The 23,084-nt window shown below is 63.5% G+C and carries 32 protein-coding genes; 11 read left to right on the top strand and 21 right to left on the bottom strand.

Features of this window, described 5'->3' with window-relative positions:
- Nucleotides 1-19 precede the first annotated feature (19 nt).
- Entirely contained in the window at nt 20-421 is a 402-nt protein-coding gene (locus tag CJO11_RS07510) for a hypothetical protein (protein ID WP_095012159.1), read from the top strand.
- Nucleotides 405-818, top strand: coding sequence for a YidH family protein (locus CJO11_RS07505; RefSeq protein WP_095012158.1), 414 nt, complete (start codon nt 405-407; stop codon nt 816-818). Before CJO11_RS07510 ends, CJO11_RS07505 begins: the two co-directional genes overlap by 17 nt.
- Before the next feature lie 9 nt (nt 819-827).
- Here CJO11_RS07505 and CJO11_RS07500 read toward each other — a convergent pair whose 3' ends face one another.
- The 4 genes from CJO11_RS07500 to gluQRS all read right to left on the bottom strand — a co-directional run bounded on the left by CJO11_RS07500 (nt 828) and on the right by gluQRS (nt 3,423).
- Nucleotides 828-1,697, bottom strand: coding sequence for a 3-hydroxyacyl-CoA dehydrogenase family protein (locus CJO11_RS07500; protein ID WP_095012157.1), 870 nt, complete (start codon nt 1,695-1,697; stop codon nt 828-830).
- A 62-nt stretch (nt 1,698-1,759) separates the two neighbouring features.
- Nucleotides 1,760-2,329 carry a cob(I)yrinic acid a,c-diamide adenosyltransferase gene (locus tag CJO11_RS07495; RefSeq protein ID WP_095012156.1) on the bottom strand — a complete coding sequence of 190 codons (570 nt, stop codon included), beginning with the start codon at nt 2,327-2,329 and terminating at the stop codon, nt 1,760-1,762.
- Between the two features lie 19 nt (nt 2,330-2,348).
- Nucleotides 2,349-2,585 (bottom strand): HIG1 domain-containing protein, encoded by a 237-nt coding sequence (locus CJO11_RS07490; protein WP_095012155.1) that lies wholly within the window; start codon nt 2,583-2,585, stop codon nt 2,349-2,351.
- Between the two features lie 16 nt (nt 2,586-2,601).
- Nucleotides 2,602-3,423: a tRNA glutamyl-Q(34) synthetase GluQRS gene (gluQRS, locus tag CJO11_RS07485; RefSeq protein ID WP_095012154.1), complete on the bottom strand. Its 822-nt coding sequence runs from the start codon at nt 3,421-3,423 to the stop codon at nt 2,602-2,604.
- Nucleotides 3,424-3,580: 157 nt separating this feature from the next.
- On the opposite strand from gluQRS, the gene CJO11_RS07480 reads away from it, so the two are divergent.
- From CJO11_RS07480 to CJO11_RS07470, 3 genes are all read left to right on the top strand, one after another.
- The gene (locus CJO11_RS07480; protein ID WP_240504603.1) at nt 3,581-4,171 is read left to right on the top strand and encodes an HNH endonuclease; all 591 of its coding nucleotides are present in this window, start codon (nt 3,581-3,583) and stop codon (nt 4,169-4,171) included.
- A 307-nt stretch (nt 4,172-4,478) separates the two neighbouring features.
- Nucleotides 4,479-5,279: a class I SAM-dependent methyltransferase gene (locus CJO11_RS07475; protein WP_095012152.1), complete on the top strand. Its 801-nt coding sequence runs from the start codon at nt 4,479-4,481 to the stop codon at nt 5,277-5,279.
- Nucleotides 5,280-5,475: 196 nt separating this feature from the next.
- Nucleotides 5,476-6,300 (top strand): hypothetical protein, encoded by an 825-nt coding sequence (locus CJO11_RS07470; RefSeq protein ID WP_205651044.1) that lies wholly within the window; start codon nt 5,476-5,478, stop codon nt 6,298-6,300.
- Nucleotides 6,301-6,377: 77 nt separating this feature from the next.
- Here the strand turns inward: CJO11_RS07470 and CJO11_RS07465 are convergent, their stop codons facing one another.
- From CJO11_RS07465 to dksA, 7 genes are all read right to left on the bottom strand, one after another.
- Complete coding sequence (locus CJO11_RS07465; protein WP_095012151.1) at nt 6,378-6,884, bottom strand: nuclear transport factor 2 family protein; 507 nt, start codon at nt 6,882-6,884, stop codon at nt 6,378-6,380.
- 113 nt (nt 6,885-6,997) lie between these two features.
- Entirely contained in the window at nt 6,998-7,378 is a 381-nt protein-coding gene (locus tag CJO11_RS07460; protein WP_095013278.1) for a rhodanese-like domain-containing protein, read from the bottom strand.
- 100 nt (nt 7,379-7,478) lie between these two features.
- A complete protein-coding gene (locus tag CJO11_RS07455; protein ID WP_095012150.1) occupies nt 7,479-8,270 on the bottom strand; it encodes a tryptophan 2,3-dioxygenase in 792 nt (263 codons plus the stop codon).
- A 49-nt stretch (nt 8,271-8,319) separates the two neighbouring features.
- Nucleotides 8,320-8,748: a DUF4112 domain-containing protein gene (locus tag CJO11_RS07450; RefSeq protein ID WP_095012149.1), complete on the bottom strand. Its 429-nt coding sequence runs from the start codon at nt 8,746-8,748 to the stop codon at nt 8,320-8,322.
- Nucleotides 8,749-8,753: 5 nt separating this feature from the next.
- Nucleotides 8,754-10,226, bottom strand: coding sequence for an ABC transporter substrate-binding protein (locus CJO11_RS07445; protein WP_095012148.1), 1,473 nt, complete (start codon nt 10,224-10,226; stop codon nt 8,754-8,756).
- Between the two features lie 79 nt (nt 10,227-10,305).
- On the bottom strand, nt 10,306-10,755 hold the full coding sequence (locus CJO11_RS07440) for a PilZ domain-containing protein (RefSeq protein ID WP_240504348.1): 450 nt from the start codon (nt 10,753-10,755) through the stop codon (nt 10,306-10,308).
- A 79-nt stretch (nt 10,756-10,834) separates the two neighbouring features.
- Complete coding sequence (dksA, locus tag CJO11_RS07435) at nt 10,835-11,293, bottom strand: RNA polymerase-binding protein DksA (protein WP_095012147.1); 459 nt, start codon at nt 11,291-11,293, stop codon at nt 10,835-10,837.
- 276 nt (nt 11,294-11,569) lie between these two features.
- Between dksA and CJO11_RS07430 the strand changes: the two genes are divergently transcribed.
- On the top strand, nt 11,570-11,899 hold the full coding sequence (locus CJO11_RS07430) for an SEL1-like repeat protein (RefSeq protein WP_095012146.1): 330 nt from the start codon (nt 11,570-11,572) through the stop codon (nt 11,897-11,899).
- Nucleotides 11,900-11,905: 6 nt separating this feature from the next.
- Here CJO11_RS07430 and CJO11_RS07425 read toward each other — a convergent pair whose 3' ends face one another.
- Genes CJO11_RS07425 through CJO11_RS07405 form a run of 5 tightly spaced genes read right to left on the bottom strand, consistent with a single transcriptional unit; the run spans nt 11,906 to nt 15,110 of the window.
- Entirely contained in the window at nt 11,906-13,012 is a 1,107-nt protein-coding gene (locus CJO11_RS07425) for a GNAT family N-acetyltransferase (RefSeq protein WP_095013276.1), read from the bottom strand.
- 23 nt (nt 13,013-13,035) lie between these two features.
- Nucleotides 13,036-13,809, bottom strand: coding sequence for a glycerophosphodiester phosphodiesterase family protein (locus tag CJO11_RS07420; protein ID WP_095012145.1), 774 nt, complete (start codon nt 13,807-13,809; stop codon nt 13,036-13,038).
- Nucleotides 13,781-14,242 carry a RidA family protein gene (locus CJO11_RS07415; RefSeq protein WP_095012144.1) on the bottom strand — a complete coding sequence of 154 codons (462 nt, stop codon included), beginning with the start codon at nt 14,240-14,242 and terminating at the stop codon, nt 13,781-13,783. Before CJO11_RS07415 ends, CJO11_RS07420 begins: the two co-directional genes overlap by 29 nt.
- Nucleotides 14,239-14,880 carry a hypothetical protein gene (locus CJO11_RS07410; RefSeq protein ID WP_095012143.1) on the bottom strand — a complete coding sequence of 214 codons (642 nt, stop codon included), beginning with the start codon at nt 14,878-14,880 and terminating at the stop codon, nt 14,239-14,241. Before CJO11_RS07410 ends, CJO11_RS07415 begins: the two co-directional genes overlap by 4 nt.
- Nucleotides 14,877-15,110 (bottom strand): DUF3572 family protein, encoded by a 234-nt coding sequence (locus tag CJO11_RS07405; RefSeq protein WP_095012142.1) that lies wholly within the window; start codon nt 15,108-15,110, stop codon nt 14,877-14,879. The genes CJO11_RS07410 and CJO11_RS07405 overlap by 4 nt, the downstream gene beginning before the upstream one ends.
- Nucleotides 15,111-15,218: 108 nt before the next feature.
- Between CJO11_RS07405 and CJO11_RS07400 the strand changes: the two genes are divergently transcribed.
- The 3 genes from CJO11_RS07400 to spt all read left to right on the top strand — a co-directional run bounded on the left by CJO11_RS07400 (nt 15,219) and on the right by spt (nt 17,151).
- Nucleotides 15,219-15,584: a response regulator gene (locus tag CJO11_RS07400; protein ID WP_095012141.1), complete on the top strand. Its 366-nt coding sequence runs from the start codon at nt 15,219-15,221 to the stop codon at nt 15,582-15,584.
- A gap of 107 nt (nt 15,585-15,691) precedes the next feature.
- Nucleotides 15,692-15,934, top strand: a complete 243-nt coding sequence (locus CJO11_RS07395) for an acyl carrier protein (RefSeq protein WP_095012140.1) — start codon at nt 15,692-15,694, stop codon at nt 15,932-15,934.
- Complete coding sequence (gene spt / locus CJO11_RS07390; RefSeq protein WP_095012139.1) at nt 15,931-17,151, top strand: serine palmitoyltransferase; 1,221 nt, start codon at nt 15,931-15,933, stop codon at nt 17,149-17,151. Before CJO11_RS07395 ends, spt begins: the two co-directional genes overlap by 4 nt.
- A gap of 33 nt (nt 17,152-17,184) precedes the next feature.
- Here spt and CJO11_RS07385 read toward each other — a convergent pair whose 3' ends face one another.
- The gene (locus tag CJO11_RS07385) at nt 17,185-18,033 is read right to left on the bottom strand and encodes a sterol desaturase family protein (protein ID WP_095012138.1); all 849 of its coding nucleotides are present in this window, start codon (nt 18,031-18,033) and stop codon (nt 17,185-17,187) included.
- A 49-nt stretch (nt 18,034-18,082) separates the two neighbouring features.
- Here CJO11_RS07385 and CJO11_RS07380 point away from each other — a divergent pair, with 49 nt between their 5' ends.
- The gene (locus CJO11_RS07380; RefSeq protein WP_095012137.1) at nt 18,083-18,787 is read left to right on the top strand and encodes a Crp/Fnr family transcriptional regulator; all 705 of its coding nucleotides are present in this window, start codon (nt 18,083-18,085) and stop codon (nt 18,785-18,787) included.
- Nucleotides 18,788-18,890: 103 nt separating this feature from the next.
- On the opposite strand, the gene ctrA is transcribed toward CJO11_RS07380, so the two are convergent.
- The 4 genes from ctrA to lptB form a co-directional block, all read right to left on the bottom strand.
- A complete protein-coding gene (gene ctrA, locus CJO11_RS07375; protein WP_095012136.1) occupies nt 18,891-19,586 on the bottom strand; it encodes a response regulator transcription factor CtrA in 696 nt (231 codons plus the stop codon).
- Between the two features lie 154 nt (nt 19,587-19,740).
- On the bottom strand, nt 19,741-20,178 hold the full coding sequence (locus tag CJO11_RS07370; protein WP_095012135.1) for an ester cyclase: 438 nt from the start codon (nt 20,176-20,178) through the stop codon (nt 19,741-19,743).
- Between the two features lie 30 nt (nt 20,179-20,208).
- Complete coding sequence (gene rpoN / locus CJO11_RS07365; RefSeq protein WP_095012134.1) at nt 20,209-21,675, bottom strand: RNA polymerase factor sigma-54; 1,467 nt, start codon at nt 21,673-21,675, stop codon at nt 20,209-20,211.
- A 26-nt stretch (nt 21,676-21,701) separates the two neighbouring features.
- Complete coding sequence (gene lptB / locus CJO11_RS07360) at nt 21,702-22,493, bottom strand: LPS export ABC transporter ATP-binding protein (protein ID WP_095012133.1); 792 nt, start codon at nt 22,491-22,493, stop codon at nt 21,702-21,704.
- A 164-nt stretch (nt 22,494-22,657) separates the two neighbouring features.
- On the opposite strand from lptB, the gene CJO11_RS07355 reads away from it, so the two are divergent.
- Nucleotides 22,658-23,041 (top strand): hypothetical protein, encoded by a 384-nt coding sequence (locus tag CJO11_RS07355; RefSeq protein WP_095012132.1) that lies wholly within the window; start codon nt 22,658-22,660, stop codon nt 23,039-23,041.
- The last annotated feature ends 43 nt before the right edge of the window (nt 23,042-23,084 follow it).

The raw sequence follows: 23,084 nt of genomic DNA, 5'->3' as shown, positions 1-23,084 counted from the left end.
TGGCGCCTATCCTGCGCTGATGCCCGAGCACAGTTTCATCAAGCGCTGGGGAGCGTTGTTCTTCGTCGTGATTCTCGCGGCGGGGGTCGTTGCGTTTATGGGCAGAGACGGCGTAGCCAGCGCTGTCACTGGGCAGAAGCCGTCTGACGCCAGTCAACCGGTGGACGGTCTGGCGGCCGGTCCGCGCGATGGTGCGAATGTCGATGCGAGCGCGCCGAGCGATGACAGCACTGTCGTCGAATGGTCTGACAACGACGACCTGATCGACGATACTGCCGGGATCGATCCGACGCCGCCCGATGCGATGACCGATGACGAAGGCACCGTCATCGAAGGACAGTCTCCGGTCGAGAATCCCGATGCAAGCGTTGCCCCGGCCCCTGATGGTGCTAACCTGCCGCCCAATGGCGGAAACCCCTGACACCTACGATCCGCACAGCAACAATTCGCTGGCGCAGGAACGCACCGATCTCGCCGAGGACCGCAACATCATGGCGGTCGAGCGGACCTTTGCCGGCTGGATTCGCACGTCGTTTGCCGCGATCGGCATCGGACTCGCCTTTCGCGCAGTATTCGGCGATCTAGAGCCGTGGTGGCTTCCCCGCGCGATTGCGACCGTGTTCATCGCTGCAGGGGCGGTGCTGGCGTACTTCGTCGAGCGGCGGACTTCCGCGACGCTCAAGCGCTTGCACCCGCATATGCTCGATAGCGAATCGCCGATGCTGTTCCGGTTGCTCGCCTACGCAGTCATCTTCGGTTCGATCGTGTTGATCGTCGGGATGTGGGTCCTCAAGCCGGGGGCGATCGGCCTCAGCTAGCGTTCCGGTTCAGCGCGTCGGGACCGGAACTTCGCCAGAATAATCGTAGAAACCGCGCCCGGCCTTGCGCCCGACCCATCCGGCTTCGACATATTTTACCAGCAACGGAGCGGGGCGATACTTGCTGTCGCCGGTCGTCTCGTAAAGCACCCGGATGATTTCGAGACAGGTGTCGAGCCCGACGAAATCGGCCAGCTCGAGCGGGCCCATCGGGTGGTTGAGGCCGATCCGGCAACCCTTGTCGATATCCTCGATACTGGCGGTGCCTTGCCCGAGCACGAACACCGCTTCGTTGAGCATCGGCACGAGAATACGGTTGACCACGAAGCCCGGTTCATCCTGCACTTCGACCACTTCCTTGCCGAGGTTCCTGGCAAGCTCGCGGGTGCGGGCGACGGTGTCGGGTGCGGTGGCGAGGCCCGGGATGACTTCGATCAGGCCCATCACGGGTACCGGATTGAAGAAGTGCAGTCCGATGAACCGCGCCGGATCGGGCGTCCAGTTGGCCATCCGGGTGATCGGGATCGAGCTGGTGTTGCTCGCCATGATCGCGTCAGATGCCAGGAACTTGCCGGCGGCTTCGAAGATGCCGCGCTTGATATCGGCGCGTTCGGTCGCCGCTTCGATGATGAACGCCGCATCGGCCATCGGTGCGAGGTCTGCCAGCGGATCGATCCGCGAGAGTGCGGCTTCGGCATCGGCGGCTTCGAGCTTGCCGCGCCCGACCAGCTTGGCGAGCGCCTTGTCGATGCCCGCCTTGCCCTTTTCGGCAGCGGCGAGATCGATATCGGACAGCAGCACCTTCATCCCGTGCTGCGCGACCACTTGCGCGATGCCCGAACCCATCTGACCCGCTCCGATGACGCCGATCGTGATCATGTCCGCACTTCCCTTCGCACTTGCAGCAAAGCGCGCGGGTTAGCGGGCGCGGCGCGGCTTGGCTAGCGGTTTGCGCCGGGAACCCATTTTACGTCCGCGCGCCCGTCGTCATTGAGCAGGCGGGCGAGCTGGAAGAGGTAGTCCGACAGGCGGTTGATATAGGCCAGCGCCGCCGGGTTGACCGGCTCGCTGGCTGCCAGCACCACCATCGTGCGTTCCGCGCGGCGGACGATTGCGCGCGCCAGGTGGACCTTCGCCGATGCTTCGCTTCCGCCTGGCAGGACGAAGCTGGTCAGCGGTTCGAGCCGTTCGGTGGCAGCGTCGATCTGCGCTTCGAGCCAGTCGGTCTGCGCCGCGACCATCCGCAAGGCCATGTCGGACGGTGCAAAGTCGTCACCCGGCGTCGCAAGGTCCGCGCCGAGGTCGAACAGGTCGTTCTGGACATGCGCGACCGCTGCGGCGTGGTGGCTCTGCGCCAGTTCCGCAGCGACCAGCCCGAGCGCGCTGTTCGCTTCGTCGACCGTCCCGATCGCTTCCATCCGGGCGGACGATTTGGCGGTTCGCGAACCATCGACGAGGCCGGTGGTGCCATCGTCACCGGTGCGGGTGTAGATCTTGTTGAGCTTGACCATCGGGCGCTGTGCGCGCCGGTCAGCCGCGCGACATTCCCAGCATGATGATGATCACCAGGATCGCCAGCGCCTGGTACTTCACGCGGTTGAACATCATCTTGTTCTGCAGCAGCTGCATCTCGGTCGCACCGGTGCCATCGCCGCCGCGGTCGATATCTTCGCGCGTGCTCCTGAGGAACGCGATGATCCCGCGCACAAGCGAAATGACGACGAGCGCCATGAGGACGACGAGGACGATGGTGAGGAAGACGTTCATGGAGCTTATGTAGGCGCTAGCCGAGCGAAATTCCAGCGGGGAAGCGGTTCGATCGCAGCGCATCGGCCAGCGCCCGCCCGTCATCCCCCGCGTGCCGGCGATCGGCCAGCGAAGGCGATCCGCGCCGCTTGGCGAGCTTCTGTCCGCTATCGTCCAGCAGCAACGCGTGGTGGTGCCAGCGCGGAACGGGAAGGCCGAGCAGCGCCTGGAGCAGCCGGTGGACGTGGGTCGCGGCGAATAGATCCTTCCCGCGGGTCACCAACGTCACCCCGTCGGCAGCATCGTCGAGCGTGGCGGCGAGGTGGTAGCTCGCCGGGGCATCTTTGCGCACCAGCACCACATCGCCGAGCAGTTCGGGCCGGGCGTGCTGAGGTCCGGCGACCTCGTCGATCCATTCGAGCGGTCCGGTTTGCGCGATCGCCTTGCTGACGTCGAGCCGCCATGCCGCGCCTTCGGGATCGACCGGCCGCCCGCGGCAGGTGCCGGGATAGAGCGGGCCTTCGGGGCCGTGTTCGGTGGCGGCGGCGGCAATCTCGGCGCGGGTGCACTGGCACGGATAGAGCAGTCCCGTTGCCTTGAGCCGTTCGGCAGCAGCGGCGTAGGTCGCCAGCCGGGTCGATTGCGCGGGAACATCGGTCCATTCGAGACCCAGCCATGCGAGGTCTGCGGCAAACTCCTCCGCCAGCTCGGGGCGCGAGCGTGCGCCGTCGATATCTTCGAGCCGGACCAGGAACCGTCCATCGCGTTCGGCCGCAAGGTCGTGCGCGACGATCGCCGAATAGGCATGGCCCAGGTGCAGCGATCCGTTCGGGCTGGGGGCGAAGCGGGTGGTTTCCATCCTCGTCAGCCTAGCCACACCGCTCTTCGGCGCAAATGGAGAAAGACGCAGCCCTTGCTGTGGATTGTGCGATTGTAACAGTCTTGACGCGTGAATCGGCAAATGCTCCCTTCGGATCAATCAGGGAGGGCACGCAAGAGTGTTCAAAGCCGAACTGATCGAAAAGGCCGCGCGCTTTCGCAGCGCCGACGAGGATCCGACGCGCAACTTGCGCTCGTGCCCCGCGCTGGTGCTCAACGCGGACTACACTCCGCTGTCGTACTATCCGCTCAGCCTGTGGCCGTGGCAGACCGCGATCAAGGCGGTATTCCTCGAACGGGTGGACATCGTCGAGTGCTACGACCGCGAGGTCCATTCGCCTTCGCTCGACATGAAGATCCCGAGCGTGATCGCGCTGCGGCAATACGTGAAGCCGAGCGAGTTTCCCGCCTTCACCCGGTTCAACCTGTTCCTGCGCGACCGCTTCGCCTGCCAGTATTGCGGCAGCGAGAAGGACCTGACCTTCGACCACGTCCTGCCCCGCCGGATGGGCGGCAAGACGACGTGGGAGAACATCGCCACCGCCTGCGCGCCGTGCAACCTCAAGAAAGGCGGGCGCACCCCGCAACAGGCGCACATGCACCTGCAGGTTCGCCCGATCCGCCCGACCAGCTGGCAGCTCCACCAGCACGGCAAGGCCTTCCCGCCCGGCTACCTTCACGAAACCTGGCGCGACTGGCTCTACTGGGACATCGAACTGGAGGCCTGATCGGGTCCCCGCAAGGGCAACGGTTCGTCGCACGCCAGCCACGGCTGGAACGCATGGAACACAGTCCTGAAACAAGAAAACCGCCTTGGCGTGGGTGCTCTGGAGAGCGGATCTTCCGGTCGGGATGCAAGCGACGGCCATGCACGCGGCATGGCGATCCGACGGCATGTAGGACAGCGTTATCGGGAAACGGCTACATTCGTGACGTCAGGCTGAAAGCCGTCCTTCCGCTAACGACCCGATAGCGGAAGTTAGCCGGGGCAAGCCATCCATGATAGGAACCCTCGTTGGATGAGGGGATTTGCTGATGGCAGGACTGGAGAAACGTTTCTCGGGCAATGTGCCGGAGAACTATGATCGAGGCTTGGGCCCTTTCATCTTCGACTTTTACGCACTTCAAATGGCAAAGCGCAGCGCAAGACTGAACCCGGGGACAGTTCTTGAAACTGCTGCCGGAACAGGGATCGTTACCAGTTGCCTTCGCGATAAACTCGCGCCCGGCATCCCGATTACCGTAACCGACTTGAATCAGCCTATGCTCGACTACGCTGCCAAAAAGCTGGAGGGCGCTGGCGCACTCGAATTTGTGGCTGCTGACGCTTGCGATCTACCCTTCGAAGATAGCCAGTTCGATGCAGTGGTCTGCCAGTTCGGCATCATGTTTTATCCCGATCGACAGGCGAGCTACGAAGAGGTGCTCAGAGTCCTGAACCCAGGTGGAAAATATCTCTTCAGCGTCTGGAACAGTTGGTCAGAGAACCCCTTTGCAGAAATTGCTTACGAAGTCGGCGCTGAGTTTGTACCTCACAACCCTCCTTCGTTCTACAAGGTCCCTTTTAGTTACAACGACGTAGATACCATAAGGGAAGCGCTCGACCTTGCGGGGTTTGGAAACTCCGAGGTCGAAATCCAGCACCACACTCAGACCCTGAGCGATCCGGGGTTGTTTGCGAGGGGACTTGTCTACGGCAACCCGCTCCACAACGAATTGCTCGAGCGCGAAATCGATCCCGAGGCAGTATGCGGACGAATGGAAAACGTCTTGAATGAGCGACTGGGTGCATCAATGCCGCTCAGCGCGATCTTTGTCACAGCGACCAAAAACTAAGAAACGCACGCAGCGGCAGTTACGCAGTGCAGTTTAGGTGCAAGAAGCGGCCTTGAACCCGATGGGGACCTAGTTGACTGGAAGCACGAGGTGCGAAAGCGGACCGACTGGTAACGACCCGGTTGCGGACATCGGGAATAGGCAGCAAGCGTCGAACTCGGATTGCTGCTATAGGCGCGCAGGGGACATAATCGCGATGACCAGCATCTCGGAATCCGGACAAGAGCCGATCCGTCGGCCTTCCGGTAAAACACCTGTGTCGCAACTCGTCGATCGCTGGATCTGGGTCTTCATGGCGTCGCTGATACTCGCGACAGTGCTGTCGGGCTTCGTGCCGGATTCGATCAGGCTCGTCCGCGCGGTGGAAACCGGTGCGAGGCCCCCGCTCCCGATCGTGCTTCATGTTCATGCCGCGTTGATGGGCGCATGGATCGTGCTGCTGCTCGCGCAAACGATCCTTATGGCGACCGGCAAACCGCGTTGGCACATGCAGCTTGGCGTTATCGCAGTAGTTCTCGCTCCTGCGATCGTAGTGACGGGAATCGTGCTCGTTCCCACGATGTATTCCGAACATCTGGCGCAGGCACTGGCAGCGCATCCGCACTTGCCGCCTGGCGTTATACTGCCCGAGACAATTTTCGATGACAGGGCGACCCTTTACCTGATCAGGCCGGGTATCCTCTTCCCGATCCTGATCGGGCTTGGGTTGCACTATCGATCGAAGGATCCCGCGTTCCACAAGCGCATGATGATCCTTGCAACAACGGTCCTGCTGACAGCGGCGACTGTGCGAATCGGTTGGCTGCCCTCGACCCTGCCCGACGACCCGTTGACGGTCGACCTGTATCCCATCCTTATCGTGACGCCGATGTTTGTCTGGGACATGGTCCGCCTGCGCCGGATCCACCGGGCCTATGTCATCTGGCTGGGACTGATGGCGATCTCGATCGTGATCATCCGGATGTTGTGGAATTCAAGCTGGTGGTTCGCGACGGTGCCGAAGTTGATGGGCGTGGCATAGATCGACGGTTGCAGGTTTTCACTGCTTGCATTGCGTGGTCAGTCCGCCATCCTCCCCGGTCCTGCCGCTTGCCTCGATTAATCCCGCTCCATCCGATCCTCGGTAGTCTGCGAGTGGCGGCGGATTACTTGCCAGCTGTCGCCTTTCTTCACCCATGTATCGGTGAGGAAGAAACTGTCGTCGCGGATCAGTTTTCCTTCGTCCGCCACCTGCCAGCTGCCTTCGACGGTGGCAACCGCGGTGTCTCCCGCCACGGCAACGTCGAGCACTTTCGCCGAGAAGGCCTGGATGTCCCACTTGCGAGTGTTCATCATCCAGTATTTGCGCGGGACGATGATCGGTCGGCCTTCAAAGATGGCGAGCATGAAATCGGGCGCGACGATCCGCTCGATGAAGTCGATGTCCTTGTTCACGAATGCGTCGGACCATTGCCCCTCGAGTGCAGTGATTTCAGCGACGACAGCCTGCGTTCGGTCGGTGGCTTGCGCGCTTGGGCCGGACGGTTCGGCCTGAGCTTGGCTCGCGCCCGGGATGGCCGCAAGCAAGAGCGCGCCGATCAGCGCGGTTGGAATTGGATGGTACATCGAGCCTCCCCTGCTGAATGCAAGGAGCAGACTGTCGCCTGGAGCGTCTTGTGTCCAGCCCCGGGGGGGGCTCGTTTGATTTCAGGATGTCAGCGCCACCTTGCGACGCGGGCTCAGCAATCCTGCGTCGGGAAACCCGTTTCGGCAGCGTCCTTGAACCCGCCCAGGTTGTACACACGCGCATAGCCGAGGTCCTTGAGCACCTTGCCCGACAGGCACGAGCGCCCGCCCGACGCACAATAGACGACGATCGGTCGATCGGTCCGGAATTCGGGATCGTGGTACGGGCTCGCACTGTCGGCCTTGAATTCCAGCATCCCGCGCGAGACGTTCAGGGCATCGGCGAGCTTGCCGGACGCCGCCAGTTCGGGTGCGTCGCGAACATCGACCAGCAATGCGTCCTCTTCGCTGACGAGGCGCTGCGCCTCATCGACGGAAATCTTCGGCACGCATTCGTTGGCTTCCGCGAGCATATCCTTCAGCGAACCGGGCATGGTCATTTGCTCCAACCGTGGCAGTGCATCGCATGTAAGCCGCGCTCCCATCCGCTTCAAGCGCCATGAGGCGTCCGTTTCAGCGGACAGTAGGAAGCAATCAGATCGCCGTCCGCACGCTCAGCAGTTCCGGGAAGAATGCCTGCTTGAGCACCCCCTCGAGATAGGGCGCGCCTTCGGTTCCGCCGGTGCCGCGCTTGAAGCCGATAATCCGCTCGACGGTCTTCAAGTGGCCGAAGCGCCAGCGCTGGAAATGGTATTCGAGGTCGACCAGTTTCTCGGCCAGCTCGTAGAGGTCCCAGTACTTGTTCGGGTGACGATAGATCTCCGCCCACGCGGCTTCGACGTCGCCCGATGGCTCCCACAGCGTGGTGTGATCGCGCACCAGCACCGCCTCGGGAATTGCGAACCCGCGCTTGGCGAGCAGGCGGACCGATTCCTCGTAAAGGCTCGGGCGTTCGAGTTCCTCACGCAATGCCTTTGCCACTTCGGGCGTCGCTTCGTGCAGCTTCACCATCTTCGCGTTGCGCCCGCCGAGCAGGAATTCCATCAGCCGGTACTGTGCCGACTGGAACCCGCTCGAATGCCCCAGGTGCGGGCGGACCTGCGAATAATCGTGCGGGGTCATCGTGCTCAGCACATCCCAGCTGTCGATCAGCTGCGATTGTGCGCGAGCGACCCGGGCAAGCATCTTGAACGCGGGGCGAAGGTCGTCGGCCACGATCAGGTCGCGCGCGGCGAACAGCTCGTGCAGGCACAGCTTGAGCCACAACTCGCTGGCCTGGTGGACGATGATGAACAGCATCTCGTCGTGCGCGCCCGACGCAGGGTGCTGGGCCGACAGGATGCGGTCGAGATCGAGGTACGAAGTGTAGGTAACGTCGCGGGCCATCGCCCGCCTCTAGGGCAAACCGGTCGCGGTTGAAACTACCCGCGGGCGGCTAGCCTTCGATCGTGCGCTGCGCCGGGTGATGCTTGTCGAGATGGCGCTTGACGATCTTCAGGTTGCGGGTGTTCGAGCGGAACAGGAAGTCCGCCGCATCGCCGACGACCGGGACCACGCCGATCGCGGTGTCGAACGCGACGTTGCCAGCCATGCGCCACAGCTTCCACTTGGGCAGTCCGAGGTTGCGCGCTTCCCACACGATCCACGCGCCCATCGCGGTAGTGATGAGATCGCCGATCACGGGGATCAATCCGACGATTGCGTCGAGCCCCACGCGCATTTTCGTGCCCGGTACCTCGAAGGCGTTTTCGAGCAACTGCTCCATCGCCTCCAGCCGCCGCCGGATCGAGGCCGGATCGTTGCCGATCGGCAGGTCGATCGGCATGCGCTGGACGCGGCTGGTCGAAGGGTTCGGTTCGATCATCGCCCCTATTTGGGGTCGATCGCCAGCGGGAACAAGGGATGGGTAGCCCAGCGGTTGGGTGCAAAGCCGGGCACATCGCCGCGCACCAGCGACCAGCGCACCGGCGCTCCGAGCGGGATGAAGCCCTCGTTGGCCATCAGGCGGGTTTCGGCTTCGAGCAGGTCGGTGCGGTGCTTTTCGGGATCGGCCTCGTTCACCGCTTCGCGCACCAGTGCGTCGGCTTCGGGGGAACACAGCAGTTTGCGCACGCCGCAGTTGAACTGGTCGAGGAACCAGCGCGGCCCGCCGAACCGCGCGAGCGCATCGACCATCGCGAGGTCGGCTTGCTTGCCGGGGGCGACGAGTTCCGCGGTGACGCCGATCGCCGCCCACGATTTAGCCAACTCATTGAACAATTTCTGCGATCCCGGGCCTTCCGGGAGCGAGATCCGCACATCGGCGGAATTGCCCGCCCGGGTCCACGCAGCGATGCGCTCGCGGGCAATATTCCGGCGTTGTTCAAGGCTGAGGTTGGGCCAGCGTTCGCTCGCCCCTGGGCCGAGCAACGAAACCGGGATGATCCGGGTGCTCGGCAGCCAGCCGGCGACGTTGAATGGCGAAAGCAGTCCCTGGCGGTCGATTGCCATCGCCAGTGCCTCGCGGCGGACGGGGTCGCCCAGCGGGCCGTCGTCGCGCAGGACGCGAAGCCCGAACAAGCCCATCGCGGCGTCGATCCGAACCGTGCCGCGCGACAATGGGCCGGTGTCGGCCAGTGGCAGGTCGGCCAGCCGTCCGTCGAACACGACATCGACATCGCCCGAATAGAATGCCTTCATCGCATCGCGTGCGGGCAGGGCGCGAATCTGCAGTTCGCGGACCGATTTTTCCCAGTTGTGCTGTGCAGGAAGCCCGCGCTTCTCGGGCGGCATGGGCTTGAGCACCACATCGCCGTCCGATTGGGCGGTCGAAACGGCCATCGGACCGGCTACCTGCCCGCGGTAGGTGATGCCCAGCTCGGGCTGGGTCAGCAACTGGAGGAAGTCGGGCACCGGGCTGGAAAGGTCGATCTCGATCACCCGCCCGGTCATCGTGCGGATATCGCTGATCGACGCCAGGTCGAGGCCGAGCGATGTCCCGCGTAGTTTCCGTAAAGTGAGTTTGAGGGAATCGCGCACCTGTTCGGCGGTGAGTGGCTTTCCGTCGGGCCAATCGGAATCGCGGACCCGGAAAATGTAGCTCAACCCGTCTTCGGTCACGATCCACCGCTCGGCAAGCGCAGGCACCACTTCGCCCTTTGCATCGAGCGCGACGAGCCCCGCGGTGGTCGCCGCGCGGACCTGCTGGCCGGGCGGAGAAAGGCGCAGGCCCTTCTCGACCAACTGCTTCGGGCTGCCGATGAAGGCAATCTGCACTTCGTTCGGGTTGCCCGACGATCCGCATCCGCTCAACAAGGCGGGAAGCGTGCAGGCGGCGAGTGTGAAGGCAACGCGGCGGCTCATGGATTGGGCACGCCTAGCACCTCGCAAGGCAGCCGTCAGCGGGGAAGATTCATGCGATCCCCGGAAGCCTGCGCGCGGCTCAGAGCTTGCGGAGCTTTTCGGCTTCTCCGAGCGGAGCGATCCCGGCAGGCCGGGTGTAACGCGGGCTCGCCATGTCGTTGGGGGTCGCGGCAACCGCTGTGCGGGGGGCCTTGGGGTCGATCTCCACGTTGAATGCGATGCCAAAGCGATTGCCCTGCACCCAGGCGACGTTGCCTTCGATCTCGCCGACGTTGCGCAGCGCGACGACCACGCGCGAACCGCGCGCGACCTTGAGGTCGCCTTCGCCCATCATGCCGCCGGCCGACAGGTTGCGGACCTTCACGCGTACCGGGTCGCCCTCGCCCTCGAGGCGAACCTCGGCGGTAAGAAGAAGGCTGTCCCGCCCAATGTTCCGGGTATCGACGCCTGCCATCCGGCTGACCATTCCCTTGTCCAAACGTGTGTCGGAGGCGGCCACTGCACGATCGCCGCCCGTAGTCCGGAACATAGTCCCGATCGCGCTAATGAAGGCTTAAGCCGGGTCGTTGCGAAAAGACTAACGCCGGGCGAACCCCGCCCGGTGAGGCCTAGTCGTCGCGCGAAACTTTTTCGCGACGTTCGTGCGCTTCCTGCGCTTCGACGGTCATTGTCGCGACCGGGCGGGCAACCAGCCGCTTGAGGCCGATCGGATCGCCGGTGACCTCGCAAAATCCGTATTCGCCAGCCTCTATCCGGCGCAATGCGGAATCGATCTTGGCGATCAGCTTGCGCTGGCGGTCGCGGGTGCGCAGTTCGATGCTCCAGTCGGTCTCGCTCGAGGCCCGGTCGTTGAGGTCGGGTTCGCGCAGCGGACCGTCCTGGAGAGACTGGAGGGTTGCGCTCGACGATGCGAGGATTGAGCGCTTCCATTCGAGCAGCAGCATCCGGAAATAATCCTGCTGCGACGGGGACATGTACTCCTCATCCTCGCTTGGAACATAGTCCGGGGCAAGGGCACGCTTCGCCCGTTCGAGAATATCGATATCGCTGGATGCCAAAGTGGCCATAACGGTCCTCTTAACCAGATCAACCAGCCGCTCCGGCGACCCCCTTACCAATCCACCTTCCCACAGGTTTCTGGCGCCGTTCTGCTCGCTTTGGCGCGCCTATAGTTGCCGCTTGGGATCGGCACAAGCGGCAATCCCGAAGTGTCCCGGATCGTCCACCGAAAATAGGGGCCTGTCCCGAAATTCGACGGCCTTGTTAACCATTTGTTGACCATAACAGGGTTGAACTCTGCCTGTCGGCGACACGGGATCGCCGCAACAGGGGGATCGATTGAAATGGAACTGCGCAAGATCGAAGGCGGCAGCGAACTGCCCAAGGATACCGCAGCCGCCGATTTGCTGGTGGCCCAATGTCTCGCCGCCGCCGCGCAAGGCGACAGGTCGGCCTATTTCGACCTCGGCGTCGCGTTCTCGACCGGTAGCCACGGGGTCGAGAGTGATCTCGTCGAAGCGCACAAGTGGTTCAACCTCGCCGCTGCCGGTGGCCATGAAGAAGCGTCCTGGTGCCGCGCGGACATTTCCGATGAGATGACCGCTCGCGAGATCGCCGAAGCCCAGCGCCGCGCGCGCGAATGGCTCCGCCAGGATGCCCGCCGCGCCGCCTGAACCGGCCTAACCCTTTCGAAAGGGCGAATGACCGCCCAGCCAGTCGCGATCGTGCGCCACGCCGGCCCGTTCGCGTTCGAGGAAATCGGCCACCGCTTCGCGAAAGCCGGGATCGTTGATCCAGTGCGCTGAGGTAGTCGCCACCGGTTCATAGCCGCGCGCCAGCTTGTGCTGGCCTTGCGCCCCGGCCTCGACCATCTCCAGGCCAAGCTCGATCGCCGCATCGATCGCCTGATAGTAACACAGCTCGAAATGGAGGAAGCGCCTGTCCTCGACGCACCCCCAGTACCGCCCGTAGAGGGCCTTCCCCCCGATAAAATTGAGTGCGCCTGCGATCGGCCTGCCGCCGTCGAAGGCCAACACCAGCAGCACCCGGTCGCCCAGCCGCGCGCCGATCAGCTCGAACGCTTCGCGGGTCAGGTAGGGGCGGCCCCACTTGCGCGCGCCGGTATCCTGGTAGAATTGCCAGAACGCGTCCCAATGCTCCTGCTTGATGTCGGCTCCGCGCAATTGCCGGATGTCGAGCCCTTCCTGCGCGCCCGCGCGCTCCTTGCGGATCGCCTTGCGTTTGCGGCTGGAAAGCGCGGCGAGGAAATCGTCGAACGTGGCGTATCCGCGATTTTCCCAGTGATACTGGATGTCGTTGCGGATCATCCATCCGGCCGCCTCGAACAGCGGCACCTGCTCGGGCTCGAGGAACGTTGCGTGGATCGACGACAGCCGGTTGGCTTCGGCGAACTTCTCCGCAAAGCCCAGCAGCGGCGCGGCAAGCTCGGTATTGTGCAGCAGAAGGCGCGGCCCGCTGGCCGGGGTAAACGGCACTGCGACCTGAAGCTTGGGGTAATATCGCCCGCCGGCCCGCTCGTAGGCATCGGCCCACGAATGGTCGAACACGTATTCGCCCTGGCTGTGACCCTTGAGGTAGGCGGGAAGCGCCGCGAGCAGCTCTCCGCTGCCTTCGATCACCAGTGGGGTAGGGTGCCAGCCGGTCCCTTCGCCGACGCTTCCCGAATCCTCCAGCGCGGTCAGGAATGCGTGGCTGACGAACGGGTTGCTGCCATCCGTAAGGCTGTCCCACTGCTGTGCGCTGAATTCCCCGACCGACCCGGCCATGCGTGCCTTAAGATCGCTGTCGCTCACGCCAGTCCTGCTCCCTCAGCGATCGACGCATCTGCGTAGCGGCGCGCGGTTTCGCGCGTATCCGGCGACTTGACCGTCCAGGTCAGGATCGGCAGGCCGCGTTCGCGCAGATCCGCGACCATCGGATTGGGCAGCGCTGCCACGTGGTAGGCAAGGAAGTCGGGCCGGGCGAGCCAGAGCGCCATGTGCCGCTCCCAGGGCTTCTGGGTATATCCGTACTTGTCCTCGCGCATGACCAGTCCGGCGACGGTTCCGGGCGAATGGCGGCGCAGCCATCGGGCGACCCGCGGATCGAAGCTCATCACCGCATGGTCGCCCTTGTAGCCGGTGAGGGCATCGCGGACCTCGCGGCAGGTCCGGATCACATCGTAGCCGCGCTTCGACTTGATCTCGATCAGCAGCGGGACCTGTCCCGCGACCAGTTCGAGCAGTTCAGCAAGTGTGGCGGGCCGTTCCTCGCTTCGCGTGTAATGTAGCCCCTGCAACTCTTCTTTGGTGAGGTCTCCCGTATCGCCGTCCGCTCCGGTCAGCCGGGATAGCTCCCAATCGTGGAACACCATCGGCCAGTCGTCGCGGCTGCGCTGGATATCGCATTCGATGCCCAACCCAGCGGCGATTGCGCCTCGTGCTGCGGCCAGCGAGTTTTCCGGGACGGTCTCGCCGTGCAATCCCCGGTGGGCATAAGTCCACTGCCGGAGCCAGCCGACCCGCGCGGGATCGGGCTGACGGACGATCAGCCGGTCAAGCGCCCGATACAGCGACAATCGCATCGACCTCGACCGCAGCCCCTAGCGGCAGCGCGGGCACGCCAACCGCCGCGCGCGCGTGCTTGCCGGCATCGCCGAACACTTCGGCCATCAGGTCGCTTGCACCGTTGGCGACTTTGGGCTGGTCGACGAAATCGGGGGTGGAATTGACGAATGCGCCGAGCTTGACCACCCGCTCGACCCGGTCGAGCGAGCCGAGCGCGGCCTTGAGCTGGGCGAGGATCATCAGTCCGCAGGCGCGCGCGGCCGTCATGCCCTGTTCGACCGTCACGCTTTCGCCCAGGCGACCCTTTGCGAGATCACCGTCGATGAAGGGCAACTGGCCCGAGACATGGGCCAATCCATTCGAAACGACCACCGCGACATAGGATGCCACCGGCGCGGCCGGTTTGGGCAGCGTGATCCCCAGTTCGGCTAGGCGGGCTTCGTGGCTCATGCATCTTCCTCCTGATCGTGATTGTGCAGCTGGTCGAGCAGCCACGGCAATGCCTCCGCCCAAGTGTCGATCCGGGCGTGGGCATGGCCCGCTTCGTGGGCGCAATTGATATGCGGCGCCAGCATCGGTTCGCCGCACAGGTGCAGGCGGCGCACGCCGGGGACGATTTCGGCGACCGATTGGTGGTGCTGTGCAAGGTCGTCGATAAATACGGCACGGCTGGGTGCATATTCGTCGACGATCGCTTTCAGCGCAGGCCCTTTCGGCCCCTGGTTGGTGAACACCCGCGCGTGCACACCATAGGCGGCGAGCTGTTCGGCGCGGCGTTGCTGGCGTTCGTCGTTGAGGTTGGTGAGGATCACGACATCGGCGCTTTCCGCCAGAGTGTTGATCCCGTTGATCGCGCCTTCGATCGGGTCCTGTCGGTGCATTTCGGTATCGAAAAACCCGCCGAGCAGCCGCCAGATATCGCGCTCGCCCACCGGCTCGCCGGTTTCCTGCCAGCGCATCGCGTTTGCGAAATTGTTCCCGACGAGGTTGAAGGTCACACCTTGCCCTTCCTCCAACCACGCCTTGAAATGGGCGATCATGTGCAGCAGCACTTCGTCGCAATCGGAGATAACCAACGGGCGGCTCATGCCGAAAGCTCCGCATTTGCCCTTACCAGCGCTTCAGGCGCGACGTTGAGTGCGTCGGCAGCGAGCAGCAGGTCCGGTTCGTGCGATTCGAGGAAACCGAGCACGGCGGACAGCGTCGCCTTGTCGGTCAGGTTGTCGCGCAGCGCTTCCGGCGTCAGCCCAGTCAGCGCCAGCAACCGTTCGGCGCGCTGGCTGTCGGATAGCACCCAGCCGAGCGCGGAAAGGGCCAGCGTGTCGGCATCGCCGGAATGGTGGTCGTGGGTAGGCGGGTGGCTAGTGATTGTGTCAGTCCTCGCTGGGCCATAAAGCGCTGGTCAAACGCTTAGGGAGCCATTCCAGTGGCAAAGAGAATCCTCGTTGTCGAGGACAACGACCTCAACCGGAAATTGTTCTGCGACGTGTTGCGCGCCAGCGGCTTCGAGGTCGAGCCGGTGGCCGACGGCGAACTGGTACTCAACTCCGCCCGTGCGTTCGACCCGGACCTGGTGATCATGGACATCCAGCTGCCGCACGTTTCGGGGCTCGACCTGATCGTGGCGATGGGCCGCGACGGGCAATTGAGCGACGTGCCGGTGCTGGCGGTGACCGCCTATGCGGGGAAAGGCGACGAGGAAAAGATTCGCGACGCAGGTGCGGCCAGCTACCTCGCCAAACCGGTCTCGATCGGGCCGTTCATGGCGGCTGTGCGCCAACTGGTCGGCTAGTGACCGATGCCGCTGCCGCTTGACAAGCGGCGCGATGGACCGCTTTGGCAAGCGCCACGCAATTGGCAGGCATTCCCTGCCCTGAAGAATATTGGAAAGGCCCACCGATGGATCGCGCCGAAGTCGATGCCCGCATCCGCACGCTGATCGAACCCTTCAACAAGAAGGGCGTGACGCTAGACGAGGACACTACCTTTGCCGGTGACCTCGAGTTCGACAGCCTCACGGTGATGGATTTCGTCGCTGCGATCGAGGACGAATTCGACATCATCATCTCGATGAACCAGCAGGCCGAAATCGAGACCTGGGGCCAACTGATCGACGCAGTAACAGAGATGCAGAACAAATGAGCGAAGCTGCCGAGACGCCGGACCTGTTCAGCAAGTTCGACCCGCTGATCAAGCAGCGTGCCGACCTGCTCGATGCCGGGCTGGAAGATCCCTTCAACCTGGTGATGGAGAAGGTGCTGTCGCCCACCCGCGCGATCTGCAACGGGCGCGACACGATCCTGCTCGGCACCTACAACTACATGGGCATGACCTTCGATCCCGACGTGATCGAAGCGGGCAAGAAGGCGCTCGAGGAATACGGCTCGGGGACCACCGGCAGCCGCGTGCTCAACGGCACTTACCAGGGGCACCGCGAGTGCGAGGACGCGCTCAAGGACTTCTACGGCATGGACCACGCGATGGTGTTTTCCACCGGGTACCAGGCCAACCTCGGGATCATTTCGACGATCGCGGGCAAGGGCGACTATGTCGTGCTCGATATCGATAGCCACGCTTCGATCTGGGACGGCTGCGCGATGGGCAATGCCGAAATCGTGCCGTTCAAGCACAATGATATCGAAGCGATGGACAAGCGGCTGGGCCGTATTCCCGAGGGCGCGGGCAAGCTGGTCGTGCTCGAAGGCGTCTATTCGATGCTCGGCGACATTGCTCCGCTCAAGGAGATGATCGCGGTCGCCAAGAAGCATGGCGCGATGGTGCTGGTCGACGAAGCGCACTCGATGGGCTTCATCGGCCCCAACGGTCGCGGTGTCGCCGAAGACCAGGGCTGTCTCGACGATGTCGATTTCGTGATCGGTACTTTCTCGAAGAGCGTCGGCACGGTCGGCGGGTTCTGCGTTTCGAACCACCCCAAGTTCGAGATCATGCGGCTGGTGTGCCGTCCCTACGTGTTTACCGCCTCGCTCCCGCCGAGCGTTGTGGCCACTGCCGCGACCAGCATCCGCAAGTTGATGAGCACCGGGCACAACAAGCGCGCGCATTTGTGGGAGAATTCCAAGCGGCTCCACAAGGGGCTGACCGATCTCGGGTTCGAGCTCGGCACGAAGGAACCTCAGAGTGCGATCGTGGCGGTGATCATGCCCGATCTCGAACGCGGCGCAGCGATGTGGGAGGCGCTGTTGCACGAAGGGCTCTACGTGAACCTGGCGCGTCCCCCGGCAACGCCTGCCAACATGACGTTGCTGCGCTGCTCGCTCTGCGCCGAGCATTCCGAAGAGGAAGTCGGGACGATCCTCGGTATGTTCGAGCGGGCAGGCAAAGCGGTCGGGATCGTCTGACCCCGACCGCTCAGGCTTTTGGTTGAAAAATGATCAGGCGGTCGCTTCAGCGGCTACCGGCTGCGGCGCGCCTTCGTCCATTTCCTTGTTCTCCGGGAACACCGGCCACAGCAGCTGCTGGCCCAGTGTTGCGGGGGCAAGGTTCTCAACCCCGTAACTTTCCGGATAGGTACGGGTGATCTTGGCGGTGCCGAACAGCACGTCCCAGAAGAACAGCAGGTTGCCGTAGTTGCCCTTGTAGTTGGTTGCCGGGTCGGACGCATGGCGACCGTGGTGGGCATGGTGCGTCGCCGGGGTCGAGATGGTCCGCTCGACCACCCACATCACGGGGCTCAACCATTTGATGCGATAGAGCGGCTTGTCCCACGCAACGTCGGAGTGCGCACCGATGATCACCAGCATCTTGAACACCAGGTATCCGGCATAGGCCCAGCCGAGCCCGAGGTAGATGAACAGGCCGCCGAACCACAGGCCGGGCATCATCGCGTAGTAGATGATGTTGTTCCGGTAAACGAGCCGCACCGACATGTAGCGCGCGTTGTGGTGCGCGCGGTGGAGGTTGTAGAGCCAGTGGAACGAATGGCTCGCGCGGTGCCACCAGTATTGCGTCATGTCGTCGCACACCAGGAACAGCGCGATCGCCGCGAACACGTTGATCCCGGCCAGTGCTCCCGCCCACTGCGGCGCGACCGCTCCGGCGATCGCGGCAACAGCCACGACGATTGCCGGCTGGGTAACCGCGAGCAGCATCGTCATGCTGATAATCTCGACGATCCCGTCGTCGCGGGTCTGCTCCTGCTTGCCGAACAGGTTGGAGCCGACGAGTTCGAGCAAGGCGAACCCGAGATAGATTGCGACAACGGCCAGGGTCGAATGGGGCATCTCTCTCTCCTTTTCTTGGGGCCCGAATACCGCTATCGGCACAAGAAGAATGTCAAATATCGAACATTCTTCTGACAAGGCTGCGCCGTCCCCGCCGCTGCGCTCGCTGCTGGCGGCGATGATGTTCGAAGCGCTGGCACCTGACATCCAGGTGCAACTGCGCGCGGGCAGCCCGTCGCAATTGTTTTCCGACGGGCAGTTGATCCACCAGCGCGGCACCGAATCGGAAGGGTTCTGCCTGATCGAGGAAGGCACCGTTTCGGTCGGCCAGTTCCTCCGGAGCGGGGAATTCCGGTCGGTCGCACTTCTCGGGCCGGGCGATTCCTACGGCGAGCTGGCGATCCTCGCCAACCGTCCGCGGATCGTCGATTCACTCGCGCGCGGCCCGGCACGGGTGCGCTTCATAGGCAGCGCCTTGTTCGAGCGGGTCTTGGCGGAAAACCCCTCGGCGATGCGCGCGCTGCTCGGCGGAATGGCGGCGCAACTGCAGGAAACGCTCGACCTGCTAGCGGGGATGCGCAGCGGCACGTCGTTTGCGCGCACGGCGGGATTGCTGGCGAACCTCGCCGGTGGCGGGTCCGAGCCGCGGACGGTCGGCGTGACCCAGCAGGAAATCGCCGATCTATTGGGGGTCACGCGGGCAACCGCCAACGCCGCGCTCAAGACGCTCGAAGCGCAGGGCCTGATCGCGCGCAGCTACGGTGTAATCGAAGTGTTCGAACCGGCTCGGCTAACGCTGCTGGCGATGACCTGAACGTCCGCAACCCAAAGTAAAACCGCCCGGAGCATCGCTGCACCGGGCGGTTCGCCCCCACTTCCGAAGACCTAGAGGAGAAGAGCGGGTTGTATTCGGGTGATCAGGCCGCTTCGGCCTCTTCCTGCGGATCGCGCAGCACGTAGCCGCGGCCCCACACGGTTTCGATGTAGTTGTCACCGCCGCATGCGTGGCTCAATTTCTTGCGCAGCTTGCAGATGAACACGTCGATGATCTTGAGTTCGGGTTCGTCCATCCCGCCATAAAGGTGGTTGAGGAACATTTCCTTGGTCAGCGTGGTGCCCTTGCGCAGCGAAAGCAGCTCGAGCATCGCGTATTCTTTGCCGGTCAGGTGGACCCGCGCGCCGTCGACTTCGACGGTCTTGGCATCTAGGTTCACCGCCAGCTTGCCGGTGCGGATGATCGACTGGCTGTGGCCCTTCGAACGGCGCACCACGGCGTGGATGCGGGCGACCAGCTCTTCGCGATGGAACGGCTTGGTCACGTAGTCGTCGGCGCCAAAGCCGAAGCTGCGGATCTTGCTGTCCATCTCGGAAATGCCCGAAAGGATCAGCACCGGCGTCTGCACCTTGGCGACGCGCAGCTTCTTGAGCACGTCGTACCCGTGCATGTCGGGCAGGTTCAGGTCGAGCAGGATGATGTCGTAATCATACAGCTTGCCCAGATCGAGGCCCTCTTCGCCCAGGTCGGTGCCATAGACGTTGAATCCCTCCGTCGTGAGCATGAGCTCGATCGCCTTCGCGGTGGTCGGCTCGTCCTCAATCAGCAATACGCGCATGGGTAGGTCCCCCCTGTGCCCCAGAACTCTTGCGGTAACCCCGTGTAAACAGGTGTTGCCTGCGATTAACCACAAAACATCTGAACGAGAAAGGTTAACAGCAGGTAAAGCGCCTTGCTGAAAATGTTATGAGTCTTTCGCGCAACACCGGCGCTCAGGGTGCGATGCCGATCGAGCGCAGCATTCCCAGCTGGTCGTAGTATGGTCGCTCGATCAGTATCCGGTCGCTGCCGGGCGCGAATTCGAAACTTGCCGCCATTCGTGCGCGTAATGTCTTGCCTGTCGGCTCGATCGTCCGATCGCCGAGCCGCACCGCCCCCAGGTGTGTGCCCGTCAGCCAGAATTCGACCAACACGGTGTTATCGGCGTGGGCGATTGCGATCACTTCGTTGGCCTGGTCGGGAAACACCGCGCGCGAACCCGCGAAATAGCCGCGCACGGCCTCTTCGCCGTCGAACACCTGACCGGTCGCCATTTCGTAGCGCGGGTGTCCGTCGAAGGTCGCGATCACCGCGTCCCAGTTGTGCACGCACTCGAGCGCCATGTGATCGCGCACCACCGCGATGCGGCGTTCAGCCAGGTCCCCAGCCATAATCGTTCTCCCGTTGGCCGCAGCCTAACTTCACCGACCCAACCCGGCCAGCTTCTTGGCGCGCCGTCGCTCGACACTGCTGCCGATGCCCATAGCCTCGCGATACTTCGCCACCGTGCGCCGTGCGAGGTCGAACCCGCGATCCTTGAGCAGGGTCACCAGCGTATCGTCGGACAGGATCTTCTTCGGGTCCTCGGCATCGATCAGTTCCCTGATCGCCGCCTTGACTGCTTCGGACGAAGCGCCCTCTCCATCCGCACTGCCGACCCCACTGGTGAAGAAGTACTTGAGCTCGAACGTCCCGCGCGGGCAAGCGAGGTACTTGTTGCTGGTCACCCGGCTAACGGTGCTTTCGTGCATCTCGATCGCATCGGCCACCGTACGCAGGGTCAGCGGACGCAAGTCGGACACCCCGTGGCGGAAAAATCCTTCCTGCTGCTTCACGATCTCGGCGGCGACCTTGAGGATCGTCCGGGCGCGCTGGTCGAGCGCCTTGATCAGCCAGTTGGCTTCGGCCAGTTGTTCGCTCAGCCACGCGCGCGACTGCTTGTCGGCACAGCCGCCGCGCAGCTCGAGATAGTATTGCCGGTTGACCACCGCGCGCGGCAGGGTTGCCTCGTTCAATCGGATATCCCAGCCATCGCCCTTCGCGGCAGGAGCGATCAACACATCGGGAGTGATCGCCGCTTCGCCCGCCTCGCCGAACGCGAGTCCGGGTTTGGGATCGTAGCCGCGCAGTTCGGTCAGCATGTCGGCGAAGTCTTCGTCATCGACATCGCACATCCGCTTGAGCCGGGCGATTTCCCCGCGCGCGAGCAGGTCGAGGTTGTCGATCAGCCGCGCCATGCACGGATCGTAGCGATCGGCTTCCTTCGCCTGCAGCGCGATACATTCGCCCAAGGTGCGTGCGCCGACCCCGGTCGGGTCGAGCGACTGGAGCACGGCCAGCGCCTCTTCAACTTCGGCCAGCGGGGCATCCAGCATCGCCACCATTTCCGCGAGCGGCGTCGCAAGGTAACCCGCCTCGTCGAGCTGGTCGACCAGCGCGCCGACGATTAGCGCCTGGCGCTGGTCCTGGGCTACTGCGCCAATCTGGCTGTGGAGATGTTCGGCAAGGCTTGGGCCCTCGCTCGCGCCGCGCTCGTCGATCCCCGGGCCTTCCTCGCCCAGACCGCCAAGCGAGATCGAGCTGCCCCACTCGCCGTCGCCGGTATCGCGATCGCGGTCGAGCGCGGCCGGGTCGATGTCGAGTGCCGCTTCGCCTTCCGACACCGTATCGGCACCAGGCTCGCGCGGCATTTCCTCCAGTGGTTCGATCGGGGCGTCATCGGCGCGGACCTCGCCCGCCTCGAGCAGCGGGTTTGCTTCGAGCGCCTCGCCGATGAAGGCTTCGAGTTCGAGGTTCGACAGCGCCAGCAGCTTGATCGCCTGCTGGAGCTGCGGCGTCATCACCAGCGATTGCGATTGCCTGAGGTCGAGCCGCGGGCCCAGCGCCATCGGTCAGTCTTTCGAGGGCGCGGTCGTCACAGCGTGAAACCTTCGCCGAGGTAGAGCCGTCGCACGTTTTCATCGGCGACGAGCGCTTCGGGCGAACCGGCGAACAGCACTTGCCCGCCGTATATAATGCACGCGCGATCGACGATATCGAGCGTCTCGCGCACGTTGTGATCGGTGATCAGCACGCCGATGCCGCGCTCCTTGAGATCCTTCACCAGGTCGCGAATGTCGCTGATCGAGAGCGGATCGATCCCCGCGAACGGTTCGTCGAGCAGCATGATCGAGGGCTTTGCAGCCAGCGCGCGGGCGATCTCGCACCGCCGCCGTTCGCCGCCCGACAGCGCCATTGCCGGCGTATCGCGCAAGCGCTGGAGGCCGAATTCGTCGAGTAGTCGGTCGAGTTCCCTGGCCCTCGTTTCGGCATCCGGCTCGACCAGTTCGAGCACGCATTCGATGTTCTGCTCCACGGTCATGCCGCGAAAGATGCTGGTTTCCTGCGGCAGGTAGCCGAGCCCGAGGATCGCGCGGCGATACATCGGCAGCTTGGTCACATCCTCGCCGTCCATCAGGATGCGGCCCGCATCGGGCCTTACCAGACCCATGATCGAATAGAAGCAGGTGGTCTTGCCCGCGCCGTTGGGGCCCAGCAGGCCAAGCACTTCGCCTTTGGCAACGTGCAGCGAAATGTCGGTCAGCACTGCGCGCTTGTCGTAGCTCTTGGCGATCGAAATCACTTCGAGCCCGCCCTGCGAAATTGGAGGTTCAGCCCCGGCGGGCATCGCGGTGTCGCTTTCCATCAGGTCCATCGTGACAGTCATGTAGCAGCGCGAAGCCGCCTGAAAAGACCGTTTTCGCCAGATTGGCAAGATTCGTGCATGGTATTCGACGAAGCGCCGTTTGCAACGGATGGTTAGCGCTCTTGCCGCGAGGCGCTCGATCTGGAATACTCTCCGGTGGAGAGAGACAGGGGAGAGTGCCGGGTATGCGTAAGGCAATCGATCGCGCCGCGCCGCAAGAGCATGAAGCACATCATGGAGCCGCGCTCGACTGGCGCAAGAGCATGAGCAACAACGTTGCCTACGCCTTGCTGGTTTACACCGGACTGCAGATTTTCGTGACGGTCCACGCATTGAAGAGCGGCTCTGCGTCGATGCTGCCTTATATCGCGCTGGTCGTGCTGGTTGCTGCAATCATTCCCGCTTGCCGCGCGTTCGAGGGCCGCTGGATGGAGATCTCCGACGCGGATGCCGCCGACCCGGCCTATAGTCCGGCGTTTCGCCGCGACCAGATGTTCCTGTGGGCGCTGGCGATCGGCCTGCCGTTCCTCCTTACGGGAATGTTCAAGGCGCTTTCCGCGCTCAACTGACGAGTTGCTTTCAAAACACCGGCTTGCCCGCCGCACGCACTCC

Origin of the sequence: Tsuneonella mangrovi (genome assembly GCF_002269345.1) — a bacterium.
Lineage (GTDB): Bacteria > Pseudomonadota > Alphaproteobacteria > Sphingomonadales > Sphingomonadaceae > Tsuneonella > Tsuneonella mangrovi.
This window is presented reverse-complemented; position numbering and strand designations above follow the sequence as displayed.

Coding starts and splice junctions, on each gene's coding strand:
- CJO11_RS07510 (WP_095012159.1), top strand. CDS start 20: ATGCCCGAGCACAGTTTCATCAAGCGCTGGGGAGCGTTGTTCTTCGTC.
- CJO11_RS07505 (WP_095012158.1), top strand. CDS start 405: ATGGCGGAAACCCCTGACACCTACGATCCGCACAGCAACAATTCGCTG.
- CJO11_RS07500 (WP_095012157.1), bottom strand. CDS start 1,697: ATGATCACGATCGGCGTCATCGGAGCGGGTCAGATGGGTTCGGGCATC.
- CJO11_RS07495 (WP_095012156.1), bottom strand. CDS start 2,329: ATGGTCAAGCTCAACAAGATCTACACCCGCACCGGTGACGATGGCACC.
- CJO11_RS07490 (WP_095012155.1), bottom strand. CDS start 2,585: ATGAACGTCTTCCTCACCATCGTCCTCGTCGTCCTCATGGCGCTCGTC.
- gluQRS (WP_095012154.1), bottom strand. CDS start 3,423: ATGGAAACCACCCGCTTCGCCCCCAGCCCGAACGGATCGCTGCACCTG.
- CJO11_RS07475 (WP_095012152.1), top strand. CDS start 4,479: ATGGCAGGACTGGAGAAACGTTTCTCGGGCAATGTGCCGGAGAACTAT.
- CJO11_RS07470 (WP_205651044.1), top strand. CDS start 5,476: ATGACCAGCATCTCGGAATCCGGACAAGAGCCGATCCGTCGGCCTTCC.
- CJO11_RS07465 (WP_095012151.1), bottom strand. CDS start 6,884: ATGTACCATCCAATTCCAACCGCGCTGATCGGCGCGCTCTTGCTTGCG.
- CJO11_RS07460 (WP_095013278.1), bottom strand. CDS start 7,378: ATGCCCGGTTCGCTGAAGGATATGCTCGCGGAAGCCAACGAATGCGTG.
- CJO11_RS07455 (WP_095012150.1), bottom strand. CDS start 8,270: ATGGCCCGCGACGTTACCTACACTTCGTACCTCGATCTCGACCGCATC.
- CJO11_RS07450 (WP_095012149.1), bottom strand. CDS start 8,748: ATGATCGAACCGAACCCTTCGACCAGCCGCGTCCAGCGCATGCCGATC.
- CJO11_RS07445 (WP_095012148.1), bottom strand. CDS start 10,226: ATGAGCCGCCGCGTTGCCTTCACACTCGCCGCCTGCACGCTTCCCGCC.
- CJO11_RS07440 (WP_240504348.1), bottom strand. CDS start 10,755: ATGTTCCGGACTACGGGCGGCGATCGTGCAGTGGCCGCCTCCGACACA.
- dksA (WP_095012147.1), bottom strand. CDS start 11,293: ATGGCCACTTTGGCATCCAGCGATATCGATATTCTCGAACGGGCGAAG.
- CJO11_RS07430 (WP_095012146.1), top strand. CDS start 11,570: ATGGAACTGCGCAAGATCGAAGGCGGCAGCGAACTGCCCAAGGATACC.
- CJO11_RS07425 (WP_095013276.1), bottom strand. CDS start 13,012: ATGGCCGGGTCGGTCGGGGAATTCAGCGCACAGCAGTGGGACAGCCTT.
- CJO11_RS07420 (WP_095012145.1), bottom strand. CDS start 13,809: ATGCGATTGTCGCTGTATCGGGCGCTTGACCGGCTGATCGTCCGTCAG.
- CJO11_RS07415 (WP_095012144.1), bottom strand. CDS start 14,242: ATGAGCCACGAAGCCCGCCTAGCCGAACTGGGGATCACGCTGCCCAAA.
- CJO11_RS07410 (WP_095012143.1), bottom strand. CDS start 14,880: ATGAGCCGCCCGTTGGTTATCTCCGATTGCGACGAAGTGCTGCTGCAC.
- CJO11_RS07395 (WP_095012140.1), top strand. CDS start 15,692: ATGGATCGCGCCGAAGTCGATGCCCGCATCCGCACGCTGATCGAACCC.
- spt (WP_095012139.1), top strand. CDS start 15,931: ATGAGCGAAGCTGCCGAGACGCCGGACCTGTTCAGCAAGTTCGACCCG.
- CJO11_RS07385 (WP_095012138.1), bottom strand. CDS start 18,033: ATGCCCCATTCGACCCTGGCCGTTGTCGCAATCTATCTCGGGTTCGCC.
- CJO11_RS07380 (WP_095012137.1), top strand. CDS start 18,083: ATGTCAAATATCGAACATTCTTCTGACAAGGCTGCGCCGTCCCCGCCG.
- ctrA (WP_095012136.1), bottom strand. CDS start 19,586: ATGCGCGTATTGCTGATTGAGGACGAGCCGACCACCGCGAAGGCGATC.
- CJO11_RS07370 (WP_095012135.1), bottom strand. CDS start 20,178: ATGGCTGGGGACCTGGCTGAACGCCGCATCGCGGTGGTGCGCGATCAC.
- rpoN (WP_095012134.1), bottom strand. CDS start 21,675: ATGGCGCTGGGCCCGCGGCTCGACCTCAGGCAATCGCAATCGCTGGTG.
- lptB (WP_095012133.1), bottom strand. CDS start 22,493: ATGACTGTCACGATGGACCTGATGGAAAGCGACACCGCGATGCCCGCC.
- CJO11_RS07355 (WP_095012132.1), top strand. CDS start 22,658: ATGCGTAAGGCAATCGATCGCGCCGCGCCGCAAGAGCATGAAGCACAT.